Source organism: Natrinema salinisoli (assembly GCF_020405205.1).
GTDB lineage: Archaea > Halobacteriota > Halobacteria > Halobacteriales > Natrialbaceae > Natrinema > Natrinema salinisoli.
Genome location: NZ_CP084469.1, coordinates 3,966,328 through 3,979,652 on the forward strand (window position 1 = coordinate 3,966,328; position 13,325 = coordinate 3,979,652).

13 protein-coding genes, 2 tRNA genes and 2 pseudogenes are annotated in these 13,325 nt (G+C 62.1%); 12 read left to right on the forward strand and 5 right to left on the reverse strand.

Annotated elements, in window-relative coordinates:
- Positions 1–134: 134 nt before the first annotated feature.
- Together LDB05_RS19690 and LDB05_RS19695 are read right to left on the reverse strand one after the other, a co-directional pair.
- Entirely contained in the window at positions 135–755 is a 621-nt protein-coding gene (locus tag LDB05_RS19690; RefSeq protein WP_226005671.1) for a heme NO-binding domain-containing protein, read from the reverse strand.
- Positions 756–1,074: 319 nt separating this feature from the next.
- On the reverse strand, positions 1,075–1,809 hold the full coding sequence (locus LDB05_RS19695; protein WP_226005672.1) for a histidine kinase N-terminal 7TM domain-containing protein: 735 nt from the start codon (positions 1,807–1,809) through the stop codon (positions 1,075–1,077).
- A 163-nt stretch (positions 1,810–1,972) separates the two neighbouring features.
- On the opposite strand from LDB05_RS19695, the gene LDB05_RS19700 reads away from it, so the two are divergent.
- The 5 genes from LDB05_RS19700 to LDB05_RS23445 all read left to right on the forward strand — a co-directional run bounded on the left by LDB05_RS19700 (position 1,973) and on the right by LDB05_RS23445 (position 6,311).
- The gene (locus tag LDB05_RS19700) at positions 1,973–2,755 is read left to right on the forward strand and encodes a prephenate dehydrogenase/arogenate dehydrogenase family protein (protein WP_226005673.1); all 783 of its coding nucleotides are present in this window, start codon (positions 1,973–1,975) and stop codon (positions 2,753–2,755) included.
- Positions 2,752–4,308 carry a small ribosomal subunit Rsm22 family protein gene (locus LDB05_RS19705; protein WP_226005674.1) on the forward strand — a complete coding sequence of 519 codons (1,557 nt, stop codon included), beginning with the start codon at positions 2,752–2,754 and terminating at the stop codon, positions 4,306–4,308. Before LDB05_RS19700 ends, LDB05_RS19705 begins: the two co-directional genes overlap by 4 nt.
- Positions 4,309–4,355: 47 nt before the next feature.
- A complete protein-coding gene (gene surE, locus LDB05_RS19710; RefSeq protein ID WP_226005675.1) occupies positions 4,356–5,162 on the forward strand; it encodes a 5'/3'-nucleotidase SurE in 807 nt (268 codons plus the stop codon).
- A 346-nt stretch (positions 5,163–5,508) separates the two neighbouring features.
- Positions 5,509–5,904, forward strand: a complete 396-nt coding sequence (locus LDB05_RS19715; protein WP_226005676.1) for a helix-turn-helix transcriptional regulator — start codon at positions 5,509–5,511, stop codon at positions 5,902–5,904.
- Positions 5,905–6,182: 278 nt separating this feature from the next.
- The gene (locus tag LDB05_RS23445) at positions 6,183–6,311 is read left to right on the forward strand and encodes a hypothetical protein (RefSeq protein ID WP_284145779.1); all 129 of its coding nucleotides are present in this window, start codon (positions 6,183–6,185) and stop codon (positions 6,309–6,311) included.
- A 25-nt stretch (positions 6,312–6,336) separates the two neighbouring features.
- Here LDB05_RS23445 and LDB05_RS19720 read toward each other — a convergent pair whose 3' ends face one another.
- Positions 6,337–6,660: a hypothetical protein gene (locus LDB05_RS19720; RefSeq protein ID WP_226005677.1), complete on the reverse strand. Its 324-nt coding sequence runs from the start codon at positions 6,658–6,660 to the stop codon at positions 6,337–6,339.
- Between the two features lie 615 nt (positions 6,661–7,275).
- Here LDB05_RS19720 and LDB05_RS19725 point away from each other — a divergent pair.
- Together LDB05_RS19725 and LDB05_RS19730 are read left to right on the forward strand one after the other, a co-directional pair.
- The gene (locus tag LDB05_RS19725; RefSeq protein ID WP_226005678.1) at positions 7,276–7,482 is read left to right on the forward strand and encodes a hypothetical protein; all 207 of its coding nucleotides are present in this window, start codon (positions 7,276–7,278) and stop codon (positions 7,480–7,482) included.
- Positions 7,483–7,600: 118 nt separating this feature from the next.
- Positions 7,601–7,878, forward strand: a pseudogene (locus LDB05_RS19730) (site-specific integrase); the annotation flags it as partial.
- Positions 7,879–7,992: 114 nt separating this feature from the next.
- On the opposite strand, the gene LDB05_RS19735 reads toward LDB05_RS19730, so the two are convergent.
- Positions 7,993–8,064: transfer RNA gene (locus LDB05_RS19735), tRNA-Ala, on the reverse strand.
- 377 nt (positions 8,065–8,441) lie between these two features.
- Here LDB05_RS19735 and LDB05_RS19740 point away from each other — a divergent pair.
- The 4 genes and pseudogenes from LDB05_RS19740 (at position 8,442) to LDB05_RS19755 (ending at position 10,935) form a co-directional block, all read left to right on the forward strand.
- Complete coding sequence (locus tag LDB05_RS19740; RefSeq protein ID WP_226005680.1) at positions 8,442–8,651, forward strand: hypothetical protein; 210 nt, start codon at positions 8,442–8,444, stop codon at positions 8,649–8,651.
- Positions 8,652–8,741: 90 nt separating this feature from the next.
- Positions 8,742–9,443: a class I SAM-dependent methyltransferase gene (locus LDB05_RS19745; protein ID WP_226005681.1), complete on the forward strand. Its 702-nt coding sequence runs from the start codon at positions 8,742–8,744 to the stop codon at positions 9,441–9,443.
- A 301-nt stretch (positions 9,444–9,744) separates the two neighbouring features.
- A pseudogene (locus tag LDB05_RS19750) lies at positions 9,745–10,689 on the forward strand (beta propeller repeat protein).
- A gap of 175 nt (positions 10,690–10,864) precedes the next feature.
- Positions 10,865–10,935: transfer RNA gene (locus LDB05_RS19755), tRNA-Gly, on the forward strand.
- A gap of 230 nt (positions 10,936–11,165) precedes the next feature.
- Here the strand turns inward: LDB05_RS19755 and LDB05_RS19760 are convergent.
- Complete coding sequence (locus tag LDB05_RS19760; RefSeq protein ID WP_226005682.1) at positions 11,166–12,260, reverse strand: DUF7972 family membrane protein; 1,095 nt, start codon at positions 12,258–12,260, stop codon at positions 11,166–11,168.
- Between the two features lie 27 nt (positions 12,261–12,287).
- Between LDB05_RS19760 and LDB05_RS19765 the strand changes: the two genes are divergently transcribed.
- Positions 12,288–13,010 carry a ZIP family metal transporter gene (locus LDB05_RS19765; RefSeq protein WP_425498580.1) on the forward strand — a complete coding sequence of 241 codons (723 nt, stop codon included), beginning with the start codon at positions 12,288–12,290 and terminating at the stop codon, positions 13,008–13,010.
- Positions 13,011–13,325 lie beyond the last annotated feature (315 nt).

Sequence of the window (13,325 nt, forward strand, 5' to 3'; positions counted from 1 at the left end):
GTTCGGACTCGTGGCGTGAAGTAATCCGACCCAAACAGCGGAGGGGAGTAGTAGCCGACACCCTGTGGCGGAGGGGGGGGGGGGGGTAGCTGCCGACGACGCGTGGCGGCGGGGGAGCCGTCTCGGTCCGTCGACTAGCGTTTCGATCCGACCGAGGCTTCGTTTCGGTCCGTCTCCCTGTCGATCAGCCGGTTCGCCCGTCGTCGAGTCGTCGTGCTATCGACGGCGACGATCTCACACTGCGACGCACCGTGGTGCATGCAGCGACGCTCGTAGACCTCGAGCGATTCGTCGTAGTAGTCACCGATTCCTTCGACCAGTCCGATCGCCACGTCACACAGCTCCCTCGCGGAGCCGTAGGTGACCAGCGCCACGCCGTCGTCGATCCGCGTCGCGGCGATGGCGGGCGGTTCGTACTCCAGCGAGTCACCGGTCCGGAGGGCCTGGTGGATGGTCTCTTCGACGTTCTCGATCAGATCGAGCCACGTCCACGAGTCCTCGATGTAGACGCCGTACATGTCTACGAGCGTCGGCACGACGTATCGACCGAACGATCGGAGGAGTCGGGGTTCCTCGATGCCGGATATCTCGACGGCGGTCTCGACGAGTGCGAGGAGTTCCTCGTCCGGATACGAGGCGACGGGGGTGTATCGCTTCCCCTCGACGCCGGCTTCCTCTCGAATTCGGTCCCAGGTCGATTTGTCGTACGTGTCGACGACGAATTCCTTGAGCCCGACGAATATGATTCCGTGCATGTATCGTGTCGAATCGGATTCGAATCGTCCCGCTCGCGTCACCGATATCGATTCACACCGTGGCTGTTCGGTGAATACGGCGACTCCTAGTCAGATCCGCCTGCTGCCGTTCATGTCTCGAGAAAGTACGGAATTAGTATAATTCTACTCCCAAATCACGTTGGTCGGTCCGTTTCCGGCTCTGCGAGCGTTGTGGTCACGGCGGGTGCCTCCGCATCGACGATTTCGACTCGCGGCATGCCGACGGTGGGATTCGAGCGTTGAAATCACGTCGGCCGACCCCGTCGCTTGCTGCCAATCGAGAGCGGAGAACGGACCGTCAATGCAGCAAGTCCACGACCCAGCGGTACGGGCGCGGGAGCGTCAGGTACCGTTTCTGCTGGGCCTGTACCCAGCCGATCGTGGTGAGGCTGCCGGCGATCAGCGGGGCGATCGAGGCGGTCCCGGCGAGGAAGACGGCGCTCACGAGGATCGCGACGGCCGTCGCACTTCCGGCGACGGCGTAGCCGGCCGTGTATCGAACGTCCGTCTCGTTTCGCCACGCGAGTCCGAAGAGCACTGCGCCGGCCACGAACAGTGCGACGAGAAACGTCGTGTGCACCCAGTAGCCGACGGCGGGTTCGATTACGGTAAAGGCCGACGAGACGGGCGAACTGTCGGGCACGGTCCAGTAGATCGCGTGTGCCGGGTTCGTGATCGCGAGGGCGATGTCGAGTCCGGCCACCAGCGCGACGACCCGGTAGACCGTTCGCCGGTAGGGGAGCAACGGCGTGCTGCTCGCCGTGCTGGCGAACAGCAACCAGCCGAGACCGGCCAGCACGGCACCCAACGTCGCGATGCTGAAGAAGAACCCCTTCACCATCGGTCGCGGGTCCAGTACCTGTGCCGCGAACAGACCGTTCCAGACCGCGACTCCCATGAGGAACACGATGTACGCGAGCCCGTTGTCCCGATCCCGGTAGGCGATGGCCGTCGCCAGATACGGATAGGACGTCAGGACGACGAGAAGAGCCCCAGCTGCGAGCGCGACGGGAACCAACTGGGAGACGTTCATACGACAACACTCCGTGGAGGTAACTTGTATATTCCGACGGTTCACCGGCACCCTCTCGAGCGGTCGGCGGGTGGTGGCGATCCCGTTCCGCTCGAGCGAGCTGACAGTCGTGCGAGTCGGTCGATCGAACGGCTTTTGCAACGCCGGCAGGTAGAAGCGGGCAATGGACGTACTGATCGTCGGCGCGGGGTCGATGGGGACGTGGTTCGGGGAGGCCGTCGACGCCCGAGTTACGTTCGCCGACGTCGACCGGGAGGTGGCGGCAGCCGCGGCCGAACGGGTTGGGGGCGACGTGACCGACCTCGAGGCCGGGACGACGTACGATATCGTCTGCCTCGCGGTCCCGATGACCCACGTGACCGACGCGATCGCCGAGCAAGCAGCGCGTGCCGAGCGGGCGGTCGTCGACGTCTCGGGCGTGATGGAACCCGCGATCGAGGCCATGCGGCGTCACGTCCCCGACCTGGAACGGGCGAGCCTGCACCCGCTCTTCGCACCCGAGCGCGCCCCCGGCTCGATCGCGGTCGTCCGGGATCGATCGGGGCCGGTAACGGACGAGCTCCTCGCGGCCCTCGAAGCGCGCGGAAACGAGTTACTCGAGACGACGGCCGTCGACCACGACGAGGCCATGGAATCGGTACAGGCGGCCGCCCACGCCGCCGTCCTCTCCTTCGCACTGGCTGCGGAGTCGGTTCCCGACGGGTTCGAGACGCCGATCTACGACGGGCTCCGACAACTCGTCAGACAGGTGACCGGCGGCACGCCGCGAGTCTACGCCGACATTCAGGAAACATACGACGGTGCGGAGGCGGTCGCCGACGCCGCTGCCGCGATCGCGGCCGCCGACGCCGACGAACTCGAGGCGCTATACCGGGAGGCGACGGCGGGCTGGCAGGAGCAACGGGACGATCGACGCGACGTCGAATCCGAGGAGGATTCCGAATGACCGATCAACGAGAATCGATTCGATCGAACGCGAAGTACCTGCGCAACGTCCGCCCGGTCGACCCCGACGAGATCTGCGAGTACGTCGAGGGAACCCCCCATCCCGCAGTCGTTCGACAACATCTCCGCGAGGACGCCGCCGATCTCGGCCTGATCGAGCGCGACGACGGTACCTTCGTCCCCGTCGACGACGACCCGGTCGGTCCGCGCCGGGGGCCAGTCGAGCGGTTTCCGACCGAATACGAACGTCGACTCGAGGACCTGCTGGTCGACCGCTACGGCCCGAACTGGGAAGACGGCGCGTCCGGCGACCTGCTCCGGTCGACGATCCGCCGGTTCAAAGCCGACTATCTCGACGGCCGAGCCGTGGAGTACGACGACGACGTCGCGGCGGGGTACGCGATCTACCACCTGCCGGGCTACTACGCGGCGATCCAGTACGCGCTCGACGACCTCGCGGATCGCGGACTGCTCGGCCGCAACCTGCGCGTCCTCGACGTCGGTGCGGGCGTGGGCGGCCCCGCCCTCGGGCTCTGTGACTACCTCCCCGACGACGCCCTGATCGAGTACCACGCGGTCGAGCCGAGCGCGGCCGCGGACGTGCTCGAGGAACTCCTCGCGGAGACGGGCCGGAACGTCCACCCGACGGTTCACAGGACGACCGCGGAGGAGTTCGACGCGAGTGACGCTCTCACCGGCGACGATGACGGATTCGATCCGACCACACCGGGCGACGGCTTCGACCTCGTCCTCGCCTGTAACGTCCTGAGCGAACTCGACGATCCGATCGCAGTCGCGCGATCGCTCCTCGAGACGCTCGCACCGGAGGGTACCTTCCTCGCGATGGCGCCCGCGGACAAGAACACGAGCGTGCAGTTGCGCGAGGTCGAACGGGAACTCGAGGGCGAGCGACTCTGGGAGCGGTCGGCGGTCGATTTCGACGAGCCGGATGACGAGAGCCCGAGACGCTACCGACGCGGCGAGGTAACGGTTTACGGCCCCGCGGTTCGGCTCTGGCCCGGCGAAACCCCCTCGGATCGGGGCTGGTCGTTCGACGTCCGACCGGATCTGGCGGTCCCGTCGGTGCAGCGGCGGCTCGACGAGGCCGCGCCGAGCGACGACGACGAGCACGCGCCGGGCGAGTTCGTCAACGTCGACGTGCAGTTTTCGTACTCGCAGCTTCGGCTCGACGGCCGTCGGCGGATCGACATGGCGCTCGAGACGAACGAGTGGGCGAAGATGGCCGACATGGAGCGCCACGTCACCGAGCGGATCGATCTGATCGCGGCGAAGCTCAGCCGGTCGCTCTCCGACGATGGGGCCGCCGGTCGCGGCAGCGGACGGTCGAACCCCCTGTTCAAGATCAGCGACGGCAGCGAGGCCACCGATCACTACGCCGTCGTCACGAAGGAAACCGCACTCAACCGGCCGCTGCTCGAGGCCGACTACGGCGACGTCTGTTCGTTCGAAAACGTCCTCGCGCTCTGGAACGACGACGAGGGGGCGTACAATCTGGTCGTCGACGGAGAGACGATCGTCGATCGGATCGCGTGAGACGGGAAAGCGGTGGGCTTTTCGCGACGCCGGCCAACCGGCACGACATGAGCGACGACCTCGAGATCCTGTTGACCAACGACGACGGGATCGACAGCACCGGTATCAGGGCGCTGTACGATACCCTTTCGGACCACGCCAACGTGACCGTCGTCGCCCCGGCCGACGACCGAAGCGCCTGCGGCCGGTCGCTCTCACACGAGGTCGACGTCGACGAGCGAGAACTGGGATATGCGGTCCACGGAACGCCCGCCGACTGCGTGGTCGCCGGCCTCGCCGAACTCGGCCCGTTCCCCGACCTAGTCGTCGCGGGCTGTAACAAGGGCGCGAACCTCGGCGAATACGTCCTCGGACGGTCGGGCACGATCAGTGCAGCCGTCGAGGCCGCCTTCTTCGACGTTCCCGCCATCGCGACGTCGCTGTACGTGCCCGTCGACGACACGCCGTTCGACGAGGTCGAGGTGACGGCCGAGGAGTACGCCGAAGCTACACGCGTGACGAGCTATCTGGCCGAGCACGCGCTCGAGGCGGGCGTGTTCGACCACGCAGCCTATCTCAACGTCAACGTTCCCCTGCCGGACGGCGAGCCCGCCCCCATCGAAATCACGCGCCCCTCGAAGCGCTACGAGATGGACGCCGAACGCGACGGTGCACGCGTCACGCTCCACGACCGCGTCTGGAACGACATGGATCCCGACTCGCTCCCCGACCCCGAGGGAACCGACCGCCGCGCCGTCGTCGAGGGGCGCATCAGCGTCTCGCCGCTGACCGCACCCCATTCGACGAACCACCACGATGCGCTCGACGCACTCGCCAGATCCTACCGTGAGACCGTGGAGCCGACCGACGGCTGAGGACCGCGCCGATCCGACGCAGTAGCGCTCGAGAGTTCCTCTCCGAGCCGCGACGCGGCCACGAACGATCTCTCGGGACGACTCGAATCGACGAAACCGATGACTACCGGAGTGTCACGCGCGTAGCACGTGTCTTTACGGGGCCGCTTTCCGGTTGTCGACGAGCCTGTCGGTCGCAGAAAGTGATAACAGACTTGCGGGTCGCAAGGTCGCCGCTATTCGAGCCTCGCACCGTCACGATAGTCACGGCGTAACCAACGGACTCCAAACATGTTATTTGAAGAGCATAAAAGCAAGGTAGGTGGGCGTTCAAGCTACAACAGTCCCAACGGAGCGTGATTAACAGATGGTATTCAATTCACTCTGGGCTCGCCTTTCGTCTCTCTGGAACGGATCGACCAGCGAGTCCCCATCGGGTGAGTCCACCGCGACAGCAGCCGATGAACCGAGTACAGACGCCGACGACGAGACGTTGAGCTACGCCGAAGACATCGAATACGGCGTCGACGAACGCGAACTCCCCGACGAGGACAAGATTCTCAGATTACTCGTCAAACGCGGCGGCCGCGTCGACCAATCGACCGTCCGGGAGGAAACCGGCTGGTCCCAGGACCGTCTCGCCGACGTCATCGATCGCATGGAAGACGACGACCAGATCAGCGCGATTACCGTCGGTCGAAAGCGCGTGATCTGTCGGCGCGGATTCGAACCGAAAGGCTATCGTGGGCATCTCAACGAGTAACAGCGACCTGTCCGCGACCAGCGATGGGCCCCGTTCCTGACCGGTAGTTCGGCTCGAGCCGCTCGGAATCGATCGCCGCTGTTTACTTTCCGGTCGTACCCCAGGCGAGCCCCGAGATCGGACGCGACCAGTAGGTCTCGAGCACCGACCTGCTTTTGCACATTCGAACGACCGAACTGATACTGCGCGCTCGTCCACCCTCGGGACACCCCCCTCCATCACGACTGTTTCCTTAGGCAGACCATCACGTTTAAGCGGACGAGTTCCGATCACGAGATATGGACATTAACGAATTCCTCGACGGAGAGTCGCTCACCGGTCGACAGGCGGGACTGGTTTTCATCGGATTCCTCAGTTTCGTCGTCCTTTCCGGGGTCGCGCTGGTACTGTTCAGAGGACTGTTTTGACCGAAATCGAACTCCTCGATCGACTCTACTCCTCGAGTTCCGTGTCGTATTCGTACTGATTGGCAGAGAGCGAATCTGAAAAACTGATATCGAACCCGAGTTCGAACGTATTCGAACTGTCTCCGGTGACCGTCACGTCTCGGCGTTTCGTATAGGTGTCTCCCCCGGAGATATCGACCTGACCGATCAGCGTGCTGGATTTCGACGAGCCGCTGTCGTTGGTGATCGTGACAGTGAGAACGATATCCCCGAGTGAGGTGGTCCGAGAGTCGACGTTTTCGATCTCCAATCCGCCGGTAACCCCGCTAAGACTTTCGGAGCATCCCGCCAGCGCTGCTATCGTCGCCACACCTGCTCCCCCGAGTATCGCCCTTCGACTTGATTGCATGATGCTCAGCAGTTATATCCAACTCTCTTGGCCTCTTCGATTACGTCCGCTCCCGTTGGAACTCGTTGTACAGTCCGGATAGTTTGTTAGCGATTACGATTCGACCGGTGTGCAAGCCGGCCGAATTCGGATAGCAATGCGCGGAAATCGTCGGCCGCCGCTTTCGTTTCGAACTTTGTCCGCTCGGTCATTGGTAGGATCCGGTGCCGTGGCGAGCGAACCGGCAGTTTTTCAGCGTCCTCGAGTGGCCGTCGCCGTCGGTCGGCTCAGCCTGTTGAAGTGAAATTCGATCAGCGACCGACCAGTTGTATGACGAGATGGAAGAGGTCGGAGAGCACCCTCTCCCCTCGGGTTCCACGATCTCCGGCAAGCCCGGGCGACCGCACTCGCCTCTGCCGACGTCGATTCGCTCTTGGTGTGTGATTGGAATGGATAGAACGATCTCGAGACGGTTCTCAGTCACTATTTAGAAATCGACAAATAAGAGACACAGCATCACGAACGCGGTGTAGTAGATTGAGGGAAAAGAATATTTTCGACACAAATGTCTAAGTATATATGGACCCATCGACGCATATGGATCGCACTGATTGGTTTCTTGCTCTGATCACGTATCTCTTGGCGGCTCAGATATTTGTGACCGCAGATGGAAATACTACTCCGACATTTATCGTACTTTCCGTTTTAGCAATTCTTCTTGGAATTCCATTTTACTTGCTTATTCACACACTGGCTGTAATACTTGAACCACCGGGGAAGCCAATACTAGGTGATCGCGAGTGAAATCTACTTCTCTGCATGCGATATTTATCCTTGGGCGTCAGTCCCTCGCACGCTACAATTTCGCGGTCAAAAGGCATCGCTTGGTGTCGGTGATCGCCCCCCGTCTTCGCAGTCCTAACGCTCAACGCAACTCTCCTCGATTGAAGACTGTCCAACGAGCGCGAACCGATGGGTTGTGAGGCGAAAGAATACGGCCACTACTCACAGTGTCCGAGCAGCCTCTCCTCGCACACGATCCGGCGAGGGTCGATCACCCACCGGCTCCGCGAGGACTTTCCCGAGAAAATCGTCAGCGATCGCTGTGACGTGTCCTCGGAAGTCCTCGAGCGCCACTACGACCGGCGTACAGACCGCGAGAAGATGGAACAGCGACGCAACTTCATCGAAGATCTATAACAGAAACATGACCCAGAAGCAAGCAGCTGTAAGCGTCGACTCACCGGTAGTCGTCAGAACACCCTCAAACAGTCGAATTCACGAAGTAGAGGGTCTGAAACGCCAATTCAGCGATGGACTCGCCGGGATTTGAACCCGGGGCCTCTCCCATGCCAAGGGAGTGATCTACCCCTGATCTACGAGCCCTCGTACGCATCTCACAGTTCCCGACGGGAATAGATAAACCCCTCGAATTCCTCGAGTCCCCGTCACGCCTCCACACTCGTCTTCCGAGCCGCACCTCGAGCACCCGACCAAAACCACGACTACCGATAATTCCAGTAGCTATAAGTTATAGTATAGACAGTATTCGAACGGAAGCGACGTTTCCGAATCCGCCGCGGGGGCATGCGCCGAAATGCCCCGGGTGCGACAACACCCGAGACGTGGCTTCCAAACACGACCCGTTTGCAAGCCATGATTCAGTTCATCCTACCGCGACATAAACGTCTCGCACGACGGCAGTATCGCCAGCACAGGTACACCTCGAGTCGGCCCGCCAACGGTTTCGACGGTGGTCACCGATGACGGACGGCGATCCTCGCTCGTCCGATCCCGTCGCTACGGGTGACTCCGTCGTTTCCGAGGCCGCCGAGTCCGGGGATCGTCTGATCTTCCCGCCGTGTCCGCGGTGTGGCGAGCGGGTCATCACCGTTACGTCTCGCGGGCCGCGGGATCACGTGGCCGGGCCGTGTGGCTGTCAGCTCACTCGCGGCGAAGTGAAGCGACTCTGAGGTCGCCGTCTCCGATCGACACGGCAGTGACCGCCCACCGCTCGGTGGGTTTGCGAACGCTTTTTGCGCGTCCCGCGACGAAACCCGACGATGGCCGGGGATCGGGACCGAACCCACAGTCGAGACGACGAGCAGGCTCGCCGCGCCGACGTACGCGACACCTACGACCGGATCGCCGACCACTTCGCGTCCACGCGGGAGTACGCCTGGCCGGAAGTCGAGTCCTTCGTCGAGACCCACGCGACCGGCTCGAGCACCGGCAGCGTCGGCCTCGATCTCGGCTGCGGAAACTGCCGCCACGCCGAGCTCCTCGCCGCGGACCTCGAGTCCGTCGTCGGCCTCGACGTCAGTCGCGGATTGCTCGAGACGGGCCGGGAGCGAGCGCTCGAGCGCGGGTTCGACGTCGAGCTGGTTCAGGGAGACGCTGCGACGCTGCCGCTTGCTGCCGACAGCGTCCACGTTGCAGTCTACGTCGCGACGCTCCACCACCTGCCGACGCGGGCTGCCCGGCGGGCGAGTCTGGACGAACTCGCGCGCGTGCTCGCCCCCGAGGGCCGCGCACTGGTCAGCGCGTGGTCGACCGCCCACGACCGGTTCGACGAGACCGAGGGGTTCGACACGACGGTCGAGTGGACCCTCCCCGGCGGCGAGCCGGTCGACCGCTTCTACCACATCTACTCGCCCGACGAGTTCGAGGCCGATCTCACCGCCAGCGACATCGCGCTCCGCGAGTGGGAGCTCTCGAGTGGCAACTGCTACGCGACGGTAGCCGGTACGCGGTCGGACGCGTAGTCGCCATCGGCCCTCCTCACAACCGCGTCGGCAGGTTTTGGACGTCAGTCCGCGGCTCGAGCGAGTGGGATGCGGACTCGAGACTCGTTTTGAGACTGATGGGTAGTGTCGACCAGAATTCTTGCCGTATATTACCATACGGAACGGATCGGCTGTTTTAACCCGGTCGGACGGTCGAAATTCCTCCCAGTGTCAGCTGCTGGGAACGGAACAAAATGGAGTAAAACGATCGAAATGGACGTTAACTCCGTTAAGTACGTTCAGGTTTTATGAACGTCTCGCCGCCAGACCCGGATGCGCTATGACGCGCTTCACCCGACGTTCGGCGCTGAAGGCCGCAGGCGCATCGCTTGCCGCAGCTACCGTTCCCGCGACGGTATCCGCCTCCGAATCCGACTGGACGGTCGTCGAGACCCCGGTCGACAACACGCTCCACGATGTCGCGTACACGTCCACGAACCCACACGCGGTCGCGGGCGGTGGACTAGTGATCGAACGCACTGCGAACGGCTGGGAGGTCGTCGTACAGGGCGGCCCCACCGGAAACGGGAACGACCTCTACGGTGCGGATACCACGGACGACGGCGAGCGGCTGTGGATCGTCGGCGCGAGCGGTGCGATCGCCGAGTACGACGTCACGACCGGCAACCTGGTCGACCGCTCGGCTCCCAACGACTACACGTCGAATTTCAACGACGTCGCCGTCACCGGTCCCGCAGGCGAGGCCGACGTGTACGTGGCCGACGACTCCGGTGCCGTCCACTACAGCTTCGACAATGGAAAAGAGGGCTCCTGAAACTACGTAGTGCCCGGCAGCGGCTCGGGTCTCAACGCGATCGAGTTCTACGACGACGGCGCGGGCCACGTCATCGACACGAACGGGAAGGTCTTCGCCACCGACGACGGCGTCACCTGGAACCCGATCGGGATCGAGGACGCCGGCGTCACCTACTACGGCCTCGACAGCGACGCCGCGGACGATGTCTACGTTAGCGGCGGTAACGCCTCCGTCTTCGCCTACGACGGCAGCCGATGGGTCCCCGAGAGCCTCGGCGACGCTGCCCTGTTCGACATCGAAACCGACAGTGGAACCGGCTACACCGTCGGCAGCGGCGGTGCCGTCTTCGAACTCGAGGGGGGCGAGTGGGTCCGAAACGAGACTCCCGTCGGCGAGAATCTCAAGGCCGTCGCAACCGGGTCCGTCGACATCGCCGTCGGCTCCTCCGGAACGCTCCTCGAGCGATAGGACGCCACGTCCTCGGCGGCTGTGACCACATTCGACTCGCTCGAAGCGACTCGACCACTGAGCAACGCGACGGCGATTTTTCGCGTGGCAACGGAATCGACACGGGGTTAATCGATAGCCGGGGACCGAACGGAAAAGGAAGAGCCTTAAACGTGGAACGAAAACTCGGTGATGCGCGCGGATGGTCTAGTGGTAGGACCTGAGCCTTCCAAGCTCATGGCCCGGGTTCAAATCCCGGTCCGCGCATTACTGTCGCGAGCAAATCCGCGAGCGACAGCAATCGAAAGAGGAATTTGAATGAGAGAAGTCCCAACGTGTGAGCGGAGCGAACGCGACCGTCTTCGCGTGGTTCAAATCCCGGTCCGCACATCACCGTTTTCCGCATCGTCAGCGTCCACTCGAGCGAAGCTCATCTGTCACAGTCCGAGTAGCGAATGATCTGGGAACGAGTACGAGTGAACGACCGTAGCGAAGTGTTACTCGTCCCAGTCGATAAGTGGGTCTCGCTCAGATTCGTGGAGGACGAACGGGCCGATAGCCCCCGATTCCTTCGCGATTGAGGCCGTTCGAAGGACGTACGAAGTGAATATAAAGAACGGAATCAGCGCAAACGTTACGCCGCCGTTGATTATCCAGACGAGTACGGGGACGCTGAGTACCGTCCCTGACACAGTTTCAGGTTTCAGATAGAGCGCCGCATAGATCGCGAACAGGAGCGCTGGAATCCCCGTATAGAGAATCCGTCGGGAGAGATTGACCAGTTCCCACTGGAGATAGTGGGCCTTGAAGAACTCCTCTGCAGGGCCGAACAGCTCCAAGATGTCGACCAGATCATCGATTGCCTCTCGTTCATCGTCGCTCAAACTCTCTCGATGCTCCCAGTACAGTCGACGAACGAGGTAAATCTTCCACGAGTAATTATACGAGAGGGCGGCTTGCATTATCGTGAACTCTCCGAACGGCGCGTCTTCCAACTCGTCGGTGATTTCGTCGGCGCTCGTAGCGATCCGGTCGACTAGCTGATCGACCCGGTTCCGAAGGAGGTGATCGGAATTCTCGTTCACGGCCTCCTGAACTGTCCGGGCACGATCGACGCTCGTGTTGATGAGCGTACTGAGGAACCGCTCCGGCTTCGGGGGACCAGTCCATTGAAACTCTCGTTCGGCCTCCTTCCTGAACGCCATCGATTTATCCATCCGCTCGCGCTGTCGACCCAGTGATCCGAATTCTTCGGAGAGGACGAGCTGATTGATCGAGACGACGAGCGTCATTCCGGTTATGAGAACACCGATGAGCGTCTGAAACAGCGTCTCGACCGTGTCTCCCTCACTCAATATCGACTGGAAAGGGATGGGAAGCATACTGAGAACCGTAAGGAGAACGAAACAAATGAGCGCCAGTATTCCCGTGACGGTCACGCGGCTCGCGCTGAACAAGACCCAGTCTCTGACTGATCGTCCGTTATCCATTATATTTCGGGTGTGTATACGCTTGTCGAGGAAGTACGATTCAAAGATCGGCTCTCGAGCGGGGTATTTCTTCACCCCGAATTTGACGGTGGGTACATTCACCCGGTTCGAGGTACAATCACTAGTCGAATGGTTGGGACCCTAGTTCAAGCGCTTTCGTACACGATGTTGGCGGTCGTCGCCGCACTCGTCGGAGGGATTCTGGCTGTCTACCGTACGCCAGGACCGCAAATGGAGAGTAACGTCCAGCACTTCGCGGCTGGCGTCGTGTTCGCCGCCGTCGCCGCCGAACTCCTCCCGGATGTCCATACACGTGCTCCGGTTGTGGTTGTCATCGGATTCGCGATCGGTGTCGCCACGATGCTCGGCATCCATCGACTCAGTACCTACGTCGAAAAGCGCGGAATCGGCGGAAAGATGGCGGGTGCCGCTGGCCTGCTGATCACCGTGAGTATCGACATGCTGATCGATGGCGTCCTGATCGGCGTGACGTTCCTCGCGGAGGCGGCCACGGGTGTTCTCATCGCAGTGGCACTCGCGATCGAGGTCCTCTTTCTCGGCGTCACCGGCGTCATAGCACTCCCGGAGGAGACGAGTACGCTGAAGAAACTCGCCGTCCCCGCCGGGTTCGGAATGTTACTGCTGAGCGGAGTGACCGCCGGGGTACTCGTGTTCGACGGCGTTACGGGCGCTCCGATCGCGCTCGTACTCGCGTTCGGATCTGCTGCCCTTCTGTATCTGGTGACCGAGGAACTTCTCGTCAAAGCCCAGAAGGTGCCGGAAACACCGACGTCCACGACGCTGTTCTTCGTCGGATTTCTCCTCATCTTTCTCCTCGATATGTTGCACTGAGTTTCGAGAGTGTACGTACCGCTGACTCGGGTCCAGTGCCGGCCAAGACGTTTGGACCAGTCGTCGCTTTCTGTGCCTCTCCCGAGTCGTCGTTCGGATCGAGTACAGACACTTCCTACGTCCCTGTATCGGTCGGTGTCACTCGCATGGGCTGATCCGTTGCGTTGCCGTCCTCGTATCCCAACCTGGGCACCTGACGCACGCTCTTCCGAGGCATCGTCGACACTGGGCAAGACTTCGTCGATGGCACAGTCGGCATCTCAGGACGGACGGAACGTTCCGATACCGTGGACTGTAGTGACTCGGTCGCGAAGT

Coding starts and splice junctions, on each gene's coding strand:
- LDB05_RS19690 (WP_226005671.1), bottom strand. CDS start 755: ATGCACGGAATCATATTCGTCGGGCTCAAGGAATTCGTCGTCGACACG.
- LDB05_RS19695 (WP_226005672.1), bottom strand. CDS start 1,809: ATGAACGTCTCCCAGTTGGTTCCCGTCGCGCTCGCAGCTGGGGCTCTT.
- LDB05_RS19700 (WP_226005673.1), top strand. CDS start 1,973: ATGGACGTACTGATCGTCGGCGCGGGGTCGATGGGGACGTGGTTCGGG.
- LDB05_RS19705 (WP_226005674.1), top strand. CDS start 2,752: ATGACCGATCAACGAGAATCGATTCGATCGAACGCGAAGTACCTGCGC.
- surE (WP_226005675.1), top strand. CDS start 4,356: ATGAGCGACGACCTCGAGATCCTGTTGACCAACGACGACGGGATCGAC.
- LDB05_RS19715 (WP_226005676.1), top strand. CDS start 5,509: ATGGTATTCAATTCACTCTGGGCTCGCCTTTCGTCTCTCTGGAACGGA.
- LDB05_RS23445 (WP_284145779.1), top strand. CDS start 6,183: ATGGACATTAACGAATTCCTCGACGGAGAGTCGCTCACCGGTCGACAG.
- LDB05_RS19725 (WP_226005678.1), top strand. CDS start 7,276: ATGGATCGCACTGATTGGTTTCTTGCTCTGATCACGTATCTCTTGGCG.
- LDB05_RS19740 (WP_226005680.1), top strand. CDS start 8,442: ATGACGGACGGCGATCCTCGCTCGTCCGATCCCGTCGCTACGGGTGAC.
- LDB05_RS19745 (WP_226005681.1), top strand. CDS start 8,742: ATGGCCGGGGATCGGGACCGAACCCACAGTCGAGACGACGAGCAGGCT.
- LDB05_RS19765 (WP_425498580.1), top strand. CDS start 12,288: ATGGTTGGGACCCTAGTTCAAGCGCTTTCGTACACGATGTTGGCGGTC.